The organism is Paenibacillus sp. JZ16, assembly GCF_015326965.1.
GTDB lineage: Bacteria > Bacillota > Bacilli > Paenibacillales > Paenibacillaceae > Paenibacillus_AQ.
Map to the genome: position 1 here is coordinate 973429 of NZ_CP017659.1, position 17714 is coordinate 991142.

The following is a 17714-nucleotide window of genomic DNA, read 5'->3' on the forward strand; positions in this document are numbered from 1 at the left end:
AGCGCAACTGACGGATAACCTGGTTTCACTGAGAAGCGGCCAGTACTAAACTGATCATTTGCCCCAATTAATAAAGTCAACAAACATGGATGGCCCCCGCGGAAACATCAGTTGCGATCACGTATGCATACACGAGGTAAATATAGATTTGGGGTAGGGACCTTCGCCCAATCGATATCGGAAGCAAAATAAAAGCTTGTGTAGCAGGGCTGGTTATAGACCACATTCTGCCATGCGACACCGGTTCTGTACTGGGCATCATGCATTAACGTATACAATTTTCGGTCGGTTACCTCGGTGCTCAGGTAGATCCGAATCGCCGAGCTATCCTTTGTTCGTACTAGCAGCTCTTCTCTCCAATCTCCGAAAACATCAGCGACAAGGCAAGGATTTCCCTTCGTTCCGTTATTGGAAACTGCACCTTCTGCCGTAAGCAGCCTGCCTTGTTTCCAATCGTCGATTGTAACAGGCTCGTCGAAACTTCCGTTGATCACCTGTGTTGTCATGTTGGCCGACCACTTGATGCTCATGTTCGTGCCCGGAATCTGTTTTGCCATTTGGTCTCCTCTACATGTCATCAAGCCGAATGCTTCATCGCTTTCATAACCCTCGCTGCACCATATTTGAAGCCCCTTTTGGGCCGGATCAACCTGTCCGATCATCCCGCGCCCTACATCATCGACGGCGAAACCGCCGTGCAATACCTCGCCAGTAGCCGCGTCGCGCAGAGTGAATCCGTAAGGTCCCGAGTCACCGCTTTCATGCACCATGAAAATCTCCAATCCCTGCCGGTCTGGATCAATGTTCGCTACATGAAGGGCATCGCCGTGACCCAGCTTGGCGATTTTTCCAGGTGCCTTGCTTTCCGGTGGCATTACACCTCGGGAGCTGTATAACATGGATCCGTCATGATCGATGGTCGCCGACCCGTAAATAATTTCATGGCAGCCGTCCCCGTCTACATCTGCAATGCTTAAGGAATGCGCCCCTTGTTTAGCGAGGCTGCCAAAGTTCTCATTCCGGCCGTCCTCCAGACGGAGCGTATCATGAAAAGGATTATTCATCGAAACCCAACCGCTGTCAACGAACCAGTGCTCCTTAAGGTGCGTTCCGTCCCAGGAGTAAGCTGCGACGGCAGCCCGGGTATAATAACCGCGAGCAAAGATCGCAAACGGTTTTTTCCCGTCCAAATAGGCAACTCCTGCCAGGAATCGATCCACGCGGTTTCCGGGCTCGATGCGATTCCAAGCATAATCCCCCCACATCAGACCGTCATCATGCCGCCCCGGCTTATAGGGGATCGTCTCCAATTCTTCGCCTGTTTGTCCTTGGAAAACAGTTAAATATTCTGGCCCTTCAAGAATAAAGCCCTCGAATGATCGCAAGTTGTTGCGCCCGCTCCGGCTGGGAGCATAGACGTCAAGAAAATAATCGGCCAGCCGCTCCGCATCCTCCTTTAGCAAAGGATAACTGTAACGACGATCGATTCCGAAGCATTCTTCCAGTGTAGAGGGCCAACGACCGGTCACTACCTCTTCATGCGAGTGCCAGCTCATAAACATATGGACAATATGCCTATAGTAGTCCGCGCTGCACATTCGATAGTCGTCCTGATGACTATACCCCGCAGCCACATCCTCCGGAGGCATGGTTATATAGGTTTCGGAGGACATTATACCTTCCTGATCGTACCTTATGACCTTCGTACCGGGCGCTGTCTTGAACATCAGCTCAGCTTTCCCGTCTCCGTCAAAATCATAGACCAGAAATTGTGTATAGTGAGCACCCGCCCGAATGTTCACACCAAGCTCAATCCGGTAGAGGAGAGTTCCGTCCAGCTTATAGCAGTCGATATATACCGGACCGGTGTAGCCGGAATGCGATACATCCTTGGCATTGGACGGATCCCATTTTACAAAGTACTCGTACTCACCGTCGCCATCTACATCCCCGACGCTCATATCATTTGCCGCGTATGTATAGATTTGGCCAGTTGGCGTGACGCCGTCCGCCGGTTTTCGAAGAGGTAATTCATAGTACGGACCGACCCAGGGAGTGACATCGGCACATCGGTCGACTTCCTGTCCGTCCACAACGGCACAAACATAATAAACCGATGTTAATGTCCCGCTGGGGTCCAAATAGTTGGTGGTGTCGTGGACAGCTGCGATAAAGTCGCCACTACGATACAGGTTGAAATTGGTGCCGATCATTCCGTTACCGCTATAACCGGTCACTTCATTCCCGAGCAATCTCCAGCTGAGAAAAATTCCTTCTGTTGTCGCTGCTGCAACCAACCCCCGGTCCAGAAATTCCATCTGTACCCCGGATGTCTTCTGTGCATCAAACTTGTGCTGTTCATGGACGGTTTTCATAAATCGGCACCCCTCCTTAATATGAACATCTATCCGTTATCCTGTTCTCCCGTGTTGTTCATTTCGATAACTGCGGAAAGTAAGGCAAGCGCAAGTCCCTGCCCCCAGCCCTGGGCCCATTTTTTATCCACTTCGAGATAACCCCTGATGTCGTTCATGACGGCGGTTCCACCGGATACGTTAAGCACCCGTCCTCGTTCGGAAATATTAGCCAGCACGCCCTTTAACGCCCGCTCTACATGTTTGGCATGAAGCGGATTATTCTGCATCACCATTGCCGCGGCAATGCCAGCCGTGGCTGACACCTCGCCATAAGCTTCCGGGTAGTCGAGCACGGTGCCCCAGAGGCCGTCATCCTTCTGCAGCTTTTTGATGGCGGCAAGCTGGTCTCGCAGCGAGCTTATAATATGCATAAATGGTGGGTACAGGTAAGCTTGCGGCAGCACATGTCCCACGCGTGACATCGTATAGGCCGCCCAAGCGTTGGCGCGTGCCCAATACATTCCTGACATATGATCCTTATTAAGGTGGTTATATCCGTGATACCACAGGCTGGTATTCTCGTCCTGCAAATAATTAATATGCCAATAAAACTGATGAAGTGCATCGTCAATAAGCTGCTTCTCCCCAAGCACCACGCCTGCTCGTAATAGGAAATATCCCGCCATAAACAGAGTGTCCGCCCAGCATTGCTCCGGAAAATCGTTTTTAGCCGACACCGTGTGCTGGAGCACACCGTCACCGAAACGCAGGGCGTTGTTCTCCAGATAGTCCACCTTGCTCATGATGATATCGAGGTATTTCTGATCCTTCGTCTGTTCGTAAAGGGTGAGCAGCATATGTCCCATCGAGCATGTGTTGACCGTCCATCCCGGAAGTCCTGCTTCGATATATTCATCGCACCACTCTATCATCCGTTCCAAATATGCTTGCTCGCCAGTCACTTCAAAGGCACGGCTGATCCCGTAATAGGCGACGCCGCAAGGCCAGTCCCAAGTGAGATCCATGCCGAAGGTGTAGTCTGCAACGCACCCGACAACCTGCTTAAGATCGGCATTAGCAATAGTTAACTTCAATTTGCAAAGCCTCCTTGGTCAAAGCCTCTACTGAGATGGAAGAGGCTTTGACAGTAATTATGGAATTAACGGTGTTTACTACGATTTACTTTCGGCATATACGGTTAAATTCGCGTATTCTCCAATGAGAGGCGCCATCTGGCGGAAACCGAGCTTTCCGCCAGCGATTGGAAGCCCGTACGTGACGCCGTCGTCTTCCCACGAGAAAAGCGGAAGATTGTTAACGGCAAACGTAATGCGATGTCCGCTCTTAACGATCAGCATCCGGTATGGTCCGACTGCGTCCATGACACCCGGAATCGGGTCGGCACCTTGCGCGACCAGGTGGAAACCGTAGCTTTTACGCAAATTGCATGTATGAAACTTCCGCTCCTCCGCCCACTTCCTCCGGAAGTAAGAAACGTGGAAAGCGTTCATTTCGCCGTGATGATACTGGTCGTATTCACCAGTCCGTGGCTTGATGGAAGAATCGAGCAAATCCCGGCCTTCCGTGCCGCTTGCGCTAAAAAACATAATCGCCAGGCCCGGCTCGCGTACCGGCCAAAAATCCCATGAGACGGCGGCGTCCGCCGGAAAGTTCTCCGGGCACCACAATACGAAATTGGCTCGCTGCCCCTCCGCCTCGTCGCGGACGCTTTCGAGCCGCATACGTCCCAAAGGAAACGTGATGGCTCCTTCTCCCTCCATTCGAAAATCCGCGACATGCTCGGGCTTGGAGAGTGGGTTTGCATAAATCGCACGCCAACTTTCGGGAATCAGCGGGCTTTTAGCAGTATGCACGACCCCTGTTTCGGTTGGTTGATCTGTTGTCATCGTATTCACGCTCCTTTCTTCCCATGTCTGGGTTACCGCGCATGGGCGACGAGCGATAACCGAGCTGCATTACACATTAGCTTCCTGGCGGGCCTTAGTCTACATGGTCAGGTAAAGAATCTGGGATCAGTTCCAGGCTGATGATCGTGTTCAAAGACCATTGCGACGCCTCATTCGTATTCATCCAGTCAATCTCCTTCAGCTTGTCGACGTACGTAACGTCAACGGCGTCTTTTTCCAGGTCTGTGGTTGCAAAAGGGTGTCCCAGCAGCGTCGACCAGGCAACATCGGCTGTACGCCCGTCCTTACGGTACCACGCGCCGTAAGCGACGAGGGCCAGCGTCAGAACTGGATGCTCAAACCGCTTTGTGCTGATGGCGCCGCCTGTGACTTGATCCTTTTCTTCCTGCGAAAGATTATAGAAAACACCGAAATCGGCCATCATGTCGTCCCACTGTTTATCCTTCAGCATGCCGGACAGCTCGAACCATACCTGCGGCGCGCCCATGCATAACGCCAGATGGCGCCCCCAGTTGTCGTCACCCATCGACGTCAGCAAGCCGGTATTCGGATCATAACCGTAAGTCGGACCGGAGATCAGACCGTAATTCGCCTGTTTAATGCATCGAATGCCGGTAAGCAGTTTATCGCGGTAAAACATATCCTCTTTGCGCTCCCAGCGGGTCATCCAGTTGGAGCTGAAAGCCGCCCAATCCGGGCCGACCCGGATATGGGTCTTATGCTCGTCCTTGGGAAAATAGGCGCGCATCGGATCGATATGGACGGTCGTATAGTCGGCATCCTTCGCCTCGTCCATCATATCCCCGATCCGCTCGTCCCCCGTTAAATAATAATAGTAGCGATGTAGCCCGGCCATCCCGATCCGGGCTTCCTTGCATCCGCAGCCCCAATGGACGACGTTATGCCGGGAGCCGAGCCCGGCGTATTCCCCGAAATGATAGACGTCGACCTCGCTCGTATGGCGCGTCATCGCCTCCGCCATCCGGAAAATATCTTCACGTCCCGAGCGCAAGTACATCAGCCACAGCCACATGTTCGGGACCAGCTCCGTATTTTGCCAAGCACAGCCGCCGAGGTCGTAATTCCAGACATGGCGCGCAGGGTCGTAGCTGTGCATGAAATCGCCGTAATCCCAGAAGCCGTACCAGCGCCTCTGCTCCACCTCCCTTTGGTAAAAGGCGATGATCCCGTCCAGCTTCTCTTCGAGGCGGGCTTTGGCGGGCGTTCCCCTGTCCGGCAAGCTCCAAATGCCAAAAGCGCCTTGGCTCCGCAAATAAGCCGGCTCGCATACAAGCTGCGGAGGCGAGTCGTTATAGCTCGCGTAAGCCTCCAGCTCAACTGGCGACGGCGTAAACGCCCGGCACCAAATCGTCAGCTCGCTCGTATTGCCGACGCCGTACGGAGTTGCCCGCAGCTCTTCCGCGCCTTCGTAGGAAGATTCAACATGCGTTAACGTATCGTAATGGCGCATGTCCATGGCCGGCGCTTCCGGGGACCAGAACCAGGCGATCAGCTGCGCCTGGTCCTCTGTGAGGCCGTGCGCCTCCATGCCCGAAGGATGCTTTTGCCAGAAATTGCGCATCGCAAGAGCCAGTCCGCCGCCGGGCCCACCGACATATGCAACACCGCGCGCTCTCCGGCCTTCTCCGGATTTGATCCAGCTGCAGCCTGCCCTGGTCCGCTTGGCCATCAGATAATGGTCGGCTGAGAACTGCGTCACCTTAAAGCCGTCCCAGCTTGCGGAGTCGTGCAGCAGATTCATAAAGTACTCGTCGTCCATTTCTTCGTCGGGCAGTGTTTCCCCATTGAGCTGACGCTTGAACAGCTCCAAATATCTGCCTTTTGTGCGCCGCGAATGAAGCGTTTTGGGCGATTCGCTTAAATAACCGGTATCACCGGCAAATCGGATGTGGCGGTTGTACAGCGGCCCACGAATCGGCAGGGTGAAACGGATGCCGAGTCCTTTCACGAAATCCTGGTTCGGATTGCCGTCATAAAAAAACGTATGCACCATCCGGATCGACTCCAGACCCGCGTAAGCATACAGGCGAAGCGAAAAAGGAAGCCATTCACCAGTTCCGTTCACGGCACGGTGGCGGCCCGTCAGCTTGACGACCGCTCGTACCGGACCTGCTTGCTCCACCTTCGCTTCGTAGATTTGGGATTGATAACGTTCCTCCCGGATCGTTCGGCTCCCGGTCAGCTCGCTTACGCTTTCCTTGATAGCGATCAACTCGCCATAAGAGCTTATACTGACACCGTTTCGTAGAACATCAGCGATCATTTGGCTACCTGTTTTCGGTACCCGAAAGGAAATGACGCCCGTGTCGATGGTAAAGCCATCCTCTGCTTCACGTACGGACAATGAAGCCGCTGTTGGTGAATGTTTGGAATCTCCCTTCACGATGGTATACCCATGAGGGGCACCAGTCGGAAATGCGGCGGCATGCGCCGTCCATTTGACGCTGCCGTCCGGCCAATATGCAGTCGGCCAGCTTTGCAGTGCAGGGGCAGTCCCGCCCTCCAAGTGCAGCGACAGCCGGTCGTCCCGTGAAAGCTCCCCCTCCTTCCACGGCATTCCCCAAGTCAGCCCGGCCGGAATATCAGCGGCTGCCTTTAACCAACGCAGTGATACTCGCGTGTCGTTCATGGCATCATCTCCTAAACGTTTTCTTGGCTTCCGTTCTTTCAACGCCCTCATTGTAGACAGCTGCGGCTTTCCCGGCAATGGCACTTTCTTGATGGCATCCGCCGGGCTAAATTGCACGATTTCGCGAGAATTGCACTTTATTGCACGTTAAGGTTTTTCTGGTGCTTCGCAGCCCTGCGCATCACAATAAAGCCGGCAGCGGTCACATCATGAACCGCTGCCGGCTGCTTCTTTCGATCTGTTTATCGCAGCTTGCTTCCTAATCTGCCCGGCTAAGTTCACGATAACGGGTAGGAGTCATGCCCTCGAGCTTTTTAAAGATCCGATTAAAATAGCTGTGCCGATATCCGACTTGTTCGGCGACCGTGTTAATTTTCATCTCCGATTCCCGAAGAAGCTCCTTCGCTTTTTCCATACGCAGCTCGGTCAAATAATCGATAAAGTTTTTGCCGGTGACCTGTTTGAATGATTTGCTCAGGAAAAACGGGTTCGTGCCGATGTGGTCGGCACAATTGTCGAGCGAAATGTCGTGCATATAGTTTTGCTGCATATAGTTCATGGCATGCTCAATCAGCCGTTTGACCTGGCCATCCGTTCGGGTCGTCAGCTCCTTCATGAAAGGGGCGATCACCTTCACTTGGAACCATTCCTTGGCGCCAGCAGGTTCTTTAATCTGGGAAAGCTGCTCATACAGGTTGGCGCCCTTGAACAAACGATTCGGCTGAATACCGGATACCAGAATCGCATGCTGGACGGAACCCAGCAAATGAAGCATCCCCTGCTGGACATCTATCGCTTTTGCCTCCTGCACGGACAGCGCATTCTGGAATTCAACGAGCAAGGCGTTGGCGTCCGCTTCCTGTCCGGTTCGAAGCGCCTGAAGAAATTCTCTTTCCAGCGTAAAGGGATACTGCGGTTCGGACGAATCCTCGAAATTCAGCTGCTCCATTTCGATAATCTGGTTATCGTTATCGAATTTGCGGAAGCTGGCTGCGTGTTTCACGCCTTCAAATGCGAGCGGTATGTCGCTTACACGGCCGGTAGCCCGGCTGATCGCCACCGTCACCACCATGTTCAGCAACCGGTTAACCGTCTGCGCAAGCTTTTCGCAAAACGATTTGATCGTTTCTGTACATGGCTCCCCTTCCGGCAAGATGAGCAGCACCCCTGATCCAAGATCATGGAAATTGATCGTGCTGCTTTGCTCGAAATACGAATCCGCCAGCTCTTCGATCATGTTGACGGATGCGAAGGTAACCAGTCCCTCGTCGCCAAACTTGAACTTCCCTTCCATGCTGGCGATCCCGGTAAGCTGTACGTACAGCACGACAAATTGCTTGCCGCACACCTGCCATTTATACCGTTCCATCCGTGACCGCAGGTCCTCCTCCGTATAGGCGTACAAATAGCCCTGAAGGAGCTGATGGAGAAAGCTTTCCTTTACATGCGGCAGCTGCTCGAGCCACTTGGCGTTCAGCTCCCGACTCTCCCTGCTTAAATGCTGCCATTGCCGCTCGATGAGCGTAAACTCGTCCTCCCGGCCTCCGCCCGATAAGGAGGCGCTTGGCAGCAAATCCTTCATTAGCCTTTTTACAGGTAAGTACATTCGGATCGATGCAAGCCAAGCAAGCCCTATTGCCAGCAAGAGAGCGCTCAAGCTGACCGTCAAAATGACTTTGGATATAAAAACGACCGGTGCAGTTATATTGGTGATCGGCGAAGCCGACACGTACAGCCAGTTATCCATGATTCGTGCGAAATAACCGTACGTGACCGCATAGGTCTTGTCGTTCCATTCATAAAGAAACGAGCCTTCCTTATTCACGTTTGACTCGACCTCGCTTCTGACTGCCTTTACGAACGTCGAATCTATCGAGCTCCCGTTGGCGGATACGAATAGATGACTGCTCGGCTCCGTTAGAAAATTTTCGCCGTCGGCATAAGGAGTAATGGTCTGCAGCGCTTCCGCGACTTGATCGCTGTCCAAGCGGACGATCAAGGCTCCAATCGGTTTTTGGCTGCCACCGGGAACGAGATGCACAAACGTCAATTCCCGTTTTCCCGGCTGATCGGGATCCAGCGTTAGCTGTGTCCAATACGTCGTTTTTCCTGCGTCAAGCAGTTGGTTGTATAACTTGATGACACTTGCATCATGTAAAGCGGAATATTCCGGATAAAACAATACCGGCTGGCTTCCGCGCAAATAGAGGCTGACGTTACGAATCATCGTATTGGAGCCCTGCATGACGAGCAGCGTATTCGTAATATCGCGGGTCTTCTCAAAATCACGCACGAAGTCGCGTTCGCCGAGCGAATAATCGAAGCTCGTATCGAACGCCCAATGCGCCAGCATCATTTCGAGATTGGACAGCTGTTTATTCAGGTTCTGCGACCGCTGCTCAATCTGGTTGTTATGGAGCTTCAGCAGCTCCTTTTCCAGCTTACCACCGGCCATCGAATATACGAGAACCCCGGTAATAATGCCGGGAATTCCGGCAACAAACAGGAACATGATTAAGCTTTTCCTATAGAAGCTGCCAGATCTGCCGGATAAGCGGGCCAATAACATTTTCCATCCATTCATCGTCAGCTCACCAACCATATCTAAAATTAGTTTTGCCTTCCTTTGTTAGGCGGTCCTTTGCCTTTCAGATATGTAAGCGTATTCAAATATAGCAACAGCGAAATAAAATCGACTGTCTTAATTAGCATAACGCGGTCCTACTAATAAAACCTGCATATTTTCAGAGTAAATTGTTTAAAAAACAGAGGAATTCCAAAAACCGGCCATCGTGGAGTCTTGGCTACAGAGCAGCTACCGTCACTTTGTGGGGACTCTCGGAAGAAAAATTCGGATAGAGAAAAAAGAGGCAGTTGGCCTCTTTTTTCCGCTGAATATCACTGCTAATTGACTTCGTCTAGGATTTGGACGCTGCGTACAGCTCGTTGATTTCCTTCACGTAATCGTTGCCCCCGGATTTTTTCCACAGTTCGATTGCATCGCGCCAGCCTTGCTCGTCGATTTGGCCGACGATGAATTTAATGCGGGCATCATTAATAATATTGCCAAGCTGTTGTCCTTTTTGCGAATACACCTCAGAAATAAACGGCTCCGCCGGATTGGCGACGATGGTTTCCCGGTTTTTTATTTGAACCTCTGTTTGTTTTAAGCGAAGCGGTGTCTGGGCCACTTGCAGCCCTTTTCCTTCAGGAATGTAAGGTACCATCTGGTTAAGACCTTCGACTTCAGACTCGAGCAGCACGGAATCCGTACTTCTTTCCAGCGTTGTATCGTCGATCTTGGTATAATGCACGCCTTCAAGGCCGAAGCTGGTCAGCGTTTGCAGGTCAGGCTCGTTCAGCTGATCTAGAAATTTCAGAATGCGGTCGACTTCCTCCTCAGTCTTCACACTCGACTTCGGAATGGCTAATAGGCCGGCAAAACCGGAAGTAGGCAGCGTGCGAATTTGACCATCCGCACCGGTTACTGCACCGAACACATCCATGTAATGCTCCCTTGAATCATTGCCCGCCGCCGCGTTCGCCGCCTTGATTTTGTCGTCGACTCGAGCCGCTCCGTCGACGACGTCGATAATCACGCCGGCTTGCCCGTTAACAAGCGGATCCGTCCACTTCGCCGAGTCCATGACGGCAAAATCTTGGTTGACGAGTTTTTCGTCATACAGCTTTTTCATGAACTTGAGCGCTTCGAGATATTCATCGTATTCGAACTCCGGTACGAGCTGGCCATCCCTTTCACCCCAAACGTTAGGTGCACCAAACCACAGTTTGATCTGGTCGAAGCCCGCTCCCCAGCCGGCCGTCCATTTGACCATAACCAGTCCGTACGTGTCGTCTTTACCGTTGCCGTCCGGATCCTTCTCTTTGAACGCTTTCAGCATGTTGTAAAAATCGTCGATCGTTTTCGGTTGCTCAAGTCCGACGTTCTCCAGCCAATCCTGGCGGTAATAAACGCCGTTGCGGCCAAGCTCGCGCCCGCGATATACGCCGTACGTTTTGCCGTTAATCGAGGAGTTGTTCAGAATGATTTCGCTGGCCTGGCTGAGGTTCGGATAATTTTTGAGTTTGTCGGTCAAATCCCAGAACGCCCCCGATTTTACCGCACTAACGAAACTCGGGCCCTTTGAGTCCGGCACGTAAATGATTTTCGGCAAATTGCCCGATGCAAGCGTAATGTTGAATTTATCCGCATAGGAAGCGTTAGGCACCCATTCGAAATGAATGTCCGTGCCGGTCAGCTTCTCGAGTTCAGCCGCTACGGGACTGTCGTCCTTCGGATAGTTCGTTTTAAAAATCGGGAGCATGATGTTCAGCTTAAACGCTTCTTGCGTATCTGCGGAAGCGCTTGCAGGGGGAGCCGCCGTCGAATTGTTGGAAGAGTCTGTGCCACCGTTGTTTTTACCGGACGAGCAGCTTGCCATCAGTACGATACAAACCGTGCCTAGAATTAGAAATGTGGAAGCACGTTTCGCCTTCATTGTCTTTTTCTTCATTAAATAGCCTCCCTTTATCATTAAGATCATATTGCAAACCGCATGAGCTCCAAGCAAATCAATCAGCGTGTCTCGGGTATTAACAACAGAGCCTAAGCGGAATCACACATTTGGAATAACAAACTTTAGCCTTTGACCGAGCCAAGCAGGACGCCTTTGGCAAAATGCTTTTGCAGGAACGGATACACACACAAGATCGGAACCGTGCCGACAACGATCACGGCCATTTTGATCGATTGATCCGGCGGCTGCACGAAATTAGGGTCCATCGAGTTCAAATCGCCTGCAGCCGCTTGCGACAGCAGAACGATCTGGCGCAGCATGACCTGCAGCGGCCATTTTTCCGGATCGTTAATATACAGCAGTGCCGCAAAGAAATCGTTCCAATGCCCGACGGCGTAAAACAACGTAAACGTAGCGAGGACGGGCATTGAAAGCGGCAGCACGATCCGCCCTAAGAGGCCAAGCTCGGAGCAGCCGTCGATGCGGCCGGCCTCCTCGATCTCCTTCGGAATTTCCTGAAAAAAGTTTTTGACGATGATCAGATTAAACGCGCTGATCGCCCCTGGCAGCATGAGAGCCCAGAGCGAATCGAGCAGGTTCAGCTCCTTCACGACCAGATAAGTCGGAATCATGCCACCGCCAAACAGCATGGAGAAGATGACGAGATTCAGCACCAGATTCCGGCCGTACAACCCTCTCTTGGCTAAGGAATAGGCCATCGTAACCGTGAAAAACAGGTTGACGAGCGTGCCGATGACCGTTATGTAGACGGAGACGCCGATGCTTCTCATAATCGTATCTGTCGAAAAAATAAACTTATAAGCGTTTAATGTAAATGTTTTGGGTATGAAAAATACCGCTCTTGACGTAAGCTCCGCGTCCGAGGCAAAAGAGCCCGCAATCACGTAGACGAAAGGGAGCACGGCAGCCAGCCCGAACAACGATAGCACGATGTAGTTGGCAGCATCGAACGTGACACCGGCCGCGGATTTGTATTGCTTGGCCATGGATTGATTCCCCTTTCTTGCTTATCAGTAAAGCCCGGATTGGCCGAACTTTTTCGCCAGCCAGTTCGTGCCGAGCACCAGCGTTACGCCAACAATCGATTTAAACAGCCCGACAGCCGTACTGTAGCTAAAAGCGCCTTGTGTAATGCCCATCGCGTATACGTATGTGTCGAACACTTCGCCTACCGAGCGGTTAAGCGGATTCAACATTAGATAAATCTGTTCGAAGCCGTTGTCCAGCACGCTGCCCATCCGCAAAATCAAAAGAATTACGATCGTGCTGCGGATCGCCGGCAGTGTTATGTGCCAGATTTGTCTCCAACGGTTTGCCCCGTCAATCGTCGCCGCTTCGTACTGTTCCACATCGACGGCCGCCAGCGCCGCCAGGAATATAATCGTTCCCCAGCCGCATTCCTTCCAGATCGTCTGCAAAATAATCACGGGGCGGAACCAAGACGGATCGGACAGAAATTGGATTTTGTTCCCCGTATATTGGAATAGCAGTTCGTTGACGGTGCCGCCTTCCGTGGTTAGGAACACGTACGTCAGGCTTGCCACGATTACCATCGATATAAAATGCGGAACGTAAATCATCGTTTGAATCGTGCGCTTAAAGAACGAAAGCCGTACTTCGTTTAACAAGAGTGCCAGTATAATCGGAGCGGGAAAAAAGAAGATGAGATTATAGAACGATAGCAACAGCGTATTACGCAGCAGCATTAAAAACTCTGGATTGTTAAAAAATAGCCGAAAATGCTCGAAGCCTACCCATTCGCTTTTCAAAAAGCCGGTAAACGGCTGATAGTTTTGGAATGCCAGCATGACCCCCCACATCGGCACGTATTTAAAAACCAAAAAATAAAGCAAGCCTGGGAGCAGCAGCAGGTAGAGCCATTTGTCCCTGCGAAGCCTCGCCGCGAAGCTCGTGCGGTGCTCCACCTGCTTGGACGTTTGCGGGAAATCCCTTTGAGCCGTAGCTTGCTTCATCATTCTCCACCTCCATATGTCGTTCATCACCTCGCGAGCGGTGTGGCCTTATTATGCGGCAGCGCTTTCTTTTCCCGCAATGAGACATTTTTGAAGAGTAAAAAAGCCTCGTTTTTCGGCATTTTTAAAGAAAGTGCAAAGTCGGCAAACGAGTGGTAAGACGCGTATAGCCCTGTATAAACAAGCACTTCTCGCAGAAACAAAAAAAATAAAACCTCCAAGTATCTGGAAGTTTTATTGTGTAGTATTGTCTTATTCAACTAAAGCCCCCGTTAGCTTTATAAGGAATGTTGGCTTCATTTGTAAAGTTAGCGCCAGCCCATTCCCCCTCAATCTTAAACAACTCATACACAGCCTTATGGTCTGTAGGCGGTTCATCTATCCAATTTAGCAGAGTGCGAACGATTGATTCTTTTTCTGGAAAGTGATGAAGAAAGACTTCAGACTGTTCGTGAAGTCGTGTCGTCCAAATCTGAGAACGCTCCATCACCATTGAATAGTATGTTCGAATGAGTTTACGAGCGAAGCTTTGTGTAATTTTTTTGAAATCTTCTCCAGAAGCTGTTGTTAGCCTTGTTAACGTCCGATTAAGAACTTCATTAATATCACCATTAAAACGGATGGCTATCTCTGATGTAAGTTGATAAGGACCAAATCGTTCACCTAGATCCTCTCCATATACACAAACACAGAGTTCCTTAAGAAATGCATTTTCGTAATAATTTGAGGGGTCAAGCGTATATTCATAATAGGCTACAGCAATACCAACATCCCGAACTATAAAACGATAATTATTAGATAGTTCTCCAGCAAGTTTCTTTAATTCAGCTAACTTATCAGAACTTAATTTGGTATTGAACATAGCGATAAGGTCTAAATCTGATTTAATTGCAATCGCTTCTCCTCTGGCTACGCTACCGTACACATAAACACTATGCAAATGTTGATGAAATAAATGTTTAAGGCTCTCGATCGATTCATGAATGCAAGTCGCATAGACATCCGCAATTTTGTCTTTACTCACATCGCTTACAATAAAGCCATTTTGGTCTAAACCATAACCCGCTTTTAAAATCCCTATTTCAATCACCAACTTTCCTTTGACCCAGCATTTTCCTAATTATAGCACCACAATCATGTGACTAAAAGCGGGTTAGGACGCTCCATCGCCTTCTTTAAAATGGCTTAACGACCATGAGCACCAATATGGCAATCATCAACAGCTGTGCTGCCGTCTCGATGGGTACGATCTTTTTGATCAGCTGGCCGAACTCGGCGGGTATATCATTACCCTGCTCTTGACTTTCAGATAGGATCTTAACAAGTACGAATCCGCCAATTTTTGGCATGATGGCAAGCTTGGTCGATATACCAAAAGTAAAGTGCAGCTGGCCGACGGTTCTTGCTGATCTTCGAATGATGGGCATCACGAAAGCGGGGCCAATAATGGCGATCGAAGCTAATATATGCAAAACGAGCAGTAATCCAAACAAATCCATGCCCCTCCCTTCTTCTCAGCTTACCGATATCTTGCTTTGATAGGCTAGACCGACCCTTTTCCCCTTAAACGCTCCTCCGAGCACAAGATGGTCCAACATACACATTACGACATCGTCATAAGCAACATTCAGCTCTTGAAATCGGCTGAACAAGTGACCGGCTATTTCTGCCTCGGAATATGCCTTAATCGTCTCCGGCATCGGAACGGGCAAGGTATCCGTTGTTACATGAAGATGAACCGGCTCTGGATGCTCGCTTGAATCCATCATGGTTCCCGGACACATCATGGACCAATCGAGCCCAGTCCGTTGCAGCCTTTCGAAATTCCGGTTGTGATTTTTATACTCAGGTGGGAACCCCGGTAAATTGTTGCCGATAAGTTCGGTATATGGAATATCCAGTAAACCGGCACCTCCCATGACCCATACCCGCCCAGAGAAACTAGGCTCCAATTGACATTGGCTTATAATGTTATCGACGATACGAACAAACTCTTCTCCCTGGCCTGCATGGCCTGCTGCAATCATAGCGGCGTCTTGATTCACGAGCGCCTGACGGACACTTACCGGGTTCATTATATCGTCTACGATCACCTTCACATGCTTTGCGGAATGCTCACCTAATTGATCATATAGCTTCTCGGAATTCCTCACAAATGCGGTCATTCCATGGCCCATTTTTATCCCTTGTGCCAGCACTCTTTTCCCTGTATTCCCTGTCGCTCCAAAAACAATAATTCTCATTGTTCGTTCCTCCTCTTTTAGGGTCCCAAATTTTGGATAACTCAAGCTTAGCATCGCTTCAAAATGATGTTAAGAACCCACTTTAAAGTAGGGTGCTTACTTAAAAGTAAGCATGCAGAAAGGGATACATATTAGCGGAGGTTGGGAGGAAGGGGGAATTTTAGACAGTTTGGCGGCAATTCTACTGTAATAGGAGTATTGTTATCCATTCATATCAGGATTGTGCACTGTAGGTAAACAAAAAGCTGCCCGGAATCCCGTGGCAGCTTTTTGTTTGAGTTGATTGAATTCGTGTACAAGTTCAATGAACCGGCTTTATGACGCTGGCTCTTCATATTTCCGCTTATTATGATTTTCTCCCCAAGAACACATAATTTCTGCTACAGGAATCAATGTTCTGCCGTATTCACTAAGAGAATATTCCACTTTTGGAGGGATAACCGGGTGAACCGTTCTATCAACTATGCCTTCTCGTTCCAAATCTCGGAGATGTTGTGAAAGCATTTTTTGTGAAGCATCAGGTATAAGCTTTTCCAGATCGTTGAACCTCTTCTTGGATTCAATCAAGTGCCATAAAATCATGGGTTTCCATTTACCGCCTAAAACATCAATGAGTGTCTCAATTGGACATTCGCGCTGATGAATCATTATTGAATCATCCCCTTACTTTTAAGTAAGTGCATTACCTATAATTGACATAACAAAATTTTACGATAGCTCTACAATCAAGTCAATCATTGAAGCTTAAAAGGATAAATGCCCATTCTTTTAGGTGTATGAATTGCCTGTGTGTATTGCCTTAAAACTCCTCCAAAACCTTGGATTTATCACCATAAATCTTTTCCAGGTGATCTTCTCCCCAATAGCATAAATGGTCTAATGCGGGTTTTAATCCCCAGCCGTAGACCGTTAACTCATACTCCACTTTAGGTGGGATCTCTTTATAAACCTTTCGTGCAACAATTCCGTCCTTTTCCAGGCCTCTTAGTTGAGTGGTCAGCATTTTTTGCGTGATGTCGGGCATTAACCGTCGAAGCTCAGACGTCCGTTTCCGTCCTGTCATCAAATGATAGATGATTAAAGGCTTCCATTTCCCCCCCATTACTTCTAATGCCGCCTCCACTCCGACTTTATACTTCTTTTGAACGTTATTTTCCCTCTTCTCAGTCATCTCTCATTCCCCCGTTAAAAGCCTGGTTTTTCTAGGAACATAAGATTCATTTCAGTCCGTTACTCAGGTAAGTTTCTAGGGCAACTGTCTAGGGCACTTCGATGTTTCTAGGGCACCTGTATCATCCTATAGAACTTGAAAGTGCGTACTTCCTGATAATTTTATTACTGTTTATAATAGCATCAGCCATTGATCGTGGCTATAAGATAGCTGTTGAGAAATGAGAAAGGTAGTGAAGAGACAAGTATGAGAGTATTATGCGTTGTTTCCCACCCAAGAAAAGATTCCCTGACCTTTAAGGTTGCCGATCATTTCGTAAAAGGTCTTACTGCGGCGGGCCACGACTATGAGATCTTGGATTTACACGAGATTGGTTTTGACCCTGTTTTAAAAGGAGTAGATGAACCTGACTGGTCAACAGAGGAACAGTCCTTTTCCCCTGAAGTAGAACTGGAAATAAGGCGAATGAAGAAGCACGATGCCTTGGCATTTATTTTTCCAATTTGGTGGTGGCATTTGCCTGCCATGCTAAAAGGTTATATAGACCGTGTATGGAACAATGGGTTTGCGTACGGTTCGAACCAGCTTCATCATCAGCATGTCTTGTGGATTGGTTTGGCGGGCGTTTCGAAAGAACAGATGAAAAAGCGTAACTATGATGAAATGATGACTCATTTGCTCAATGTGGGAATTGCAGATTATTGCGGTGTATCCAATTCCAAGGTTGAATTTTTATACGAGACCTTGGAATCCAATCCCAAGCATTATGAGACGCTGCTTAACCATGCTCATCACTTAGGGTTGAATTATGCGAAGGAACAGTAAGCTTTAGATTAAGTCTGAACTGTCTGATT

The 17714-nt window shown here is 49.6% G+C and carries 14 protein-coding genes; 1 reads left to right on the plus strand and 13 read right to left on the minus strand.

The features are described 5' to 3' along the window. Positions 1-107 precede the first annotated feature (107 nt). The 13 genes from BJP58_RS04285 to BJP58_RS04345 form a co-directional block, all read right to left on the minus strand. Positions 108-2375: a rhamnogalacturonan lyase gene (locus tag BJP58_RS04285; protein WP_194542934.1), complete on the minus strand. Its 2268-nt coding sequence runs from the start codon at positions 2373-2375 to the stop codon at positions 108-110. Positions 2376-2404: 29 nt separating this feature from the next. Beyond that, complete coding sequence (locus BJP58_RS04290) at positions 2405-3451, minus strand: glycoside hydrolase family 88/105 protein (protein ID WP_442953949.1); 1047 nt, start codon at positions 3449-3451, stop codon at positions 2405-2407. A gap of 78 nt (positions 3452-3529) precedes the next feature. Beyond that, positions 3530-4264, minus strand: a complete 735-nt coding sequence (locus BJP58_RS04295; RefSeq protein ID WP_194542935.1) for a DUF1961 family protein — start codon at positions 4262-4264, stop codon at positions 3530-3532. Positions 4265-4358: 94 nt separating this feature from the next. Next, positions 4359-6935: an exo-rhamnogalacturonan lyase family protein gene (locus BJP58_RS04300; RefSeq protein ID WP_194542936.1), complete on the minus strand. Its 2577-nt coding sequence runs from the start codon at positions 6933-6935 to the stop codon at positions 4359-4361. Between the two features lie 259 nt (positions 6936-7194). Continuing rightward, positions 7195-9519 carry a helix-turn-helix transcriptional regulator gene (locus BJP58_RS04305; RefSeq protein ID WP_194542937.1) on the minus strand — a complete coding sequence of 775 codons (2325 nt, stop codon included), beginning with the start codon at positions 9517-9519 and terminating at the stop codon, positions 7195-7197. 334 nt (positions 9520-9853) lie between these two features. Continuing rightward, complete coding sequence (locus tag BJP58_RS04310; protein WP_194542938.1) at positions 9854-11449, minus strand: extracellular solute-binding protein; 1596 nt, start codon at positions 11447-11449, stop codon at positions 9854-9856. Positions 11450-11574: 125 nt separating this feature from the next. Beyond that, positions 11575-12459, minus strand: coding sequence for a carbohydrate ABC transporter permease (locus tag BJP58_RS04315; RefSeq protein ID WP_071219006.1), 885 nt, complete (start codon positions 12457-12459; stop codon positions 11575-11577). A gap of 24 nt (positions 12460-12483) precedes the next feature. Further along, positions 12484-13446, minus strand: coding sequence for an ABC transporter permease (locus BJP58_RS04320; protein WP_194544812.1), 963 nt, complete (start codon positions 13444-13446; stop codon positions 12484-12486). A gap of 256 nt (positions 13447-13702) precedes the next feature. Next, positions 13703-14536 (minus strand): nucleotidyltransferase domain-containing protein, encoded by an 834-nt coding sequence (locus BJP58_RS04325; RefSeq protein ID WP_233355113.1) that lies wholly within the window; start codon positions 14534-14536, stop codon positions 13703-13705. An 85-nt stretch (positions 14537-14621) separates the two neighbouring features. Then, positions 14622-14945 carry a hypothetical protein gene (locus BJP58_RS04330; RefSeq protein WP_194542939.1) on the minus strand — a complete coding sequence of 108 codons (324 nt, stop codon included), beginning with the start codon at positions 14943-14945 and terminating at the stop codon, positions 14622-14624. Between the two features lie 15 nt (positions 14946-14960). Next, positions 14961-15689 carry an NAD(P)-dependent oxidoreductase gene (locus tag BJP58_RS04335; RefSeq protein ID WP_194542940.1) on the minus strand — a complete coding sequence of 243 codons (729 nt, stop codon included), beginning with the start codon at positions 15687-15689 and terminating at the stop codon, positions 14961-14963. A gap of 315 nt (positions 15690-16004) precedes the next feature. Next, complete coding sequence (locus BJP58_RS04340; protein ID WP_194542941.1) at positions 16005-16337, minus strand: winged helix-turn-helix transcriptional regulator; 333 nt, start codon at positions 16335-16337, stop codon at positions 16005-16007. A gap of 151 nt (positions 16338-16488) precedes the next feature. Beyond that, positions 16489-16860 (minus strand): winged helix-turn-helix transcriptional regulator, encoded by a 372-nt coding sequence (locus BJP58_RS04345; protein WP_194542942.1) that lies wholly within the window; start codon positions 16858-16860, stop codon positions 16489-16491. 246 nt (positions 16861-17106) lie between these two features. Between BJP58_RS04345 and BJP58_RS04350 the strand changes: the two genes are divergently transcribed. Next, positions 17107-17685, plus strand: a complete 579-nt coding sequence (locus BJP58_RS04350; protein ID WP_194544814.1) for an NAD(P)H oxidoreductase — start codon at positions 17107-17109, stop codon at positions 17683-17685. The last annotated feature ends 29 nt before the right edge of the window (positions 17686-17714 follow it).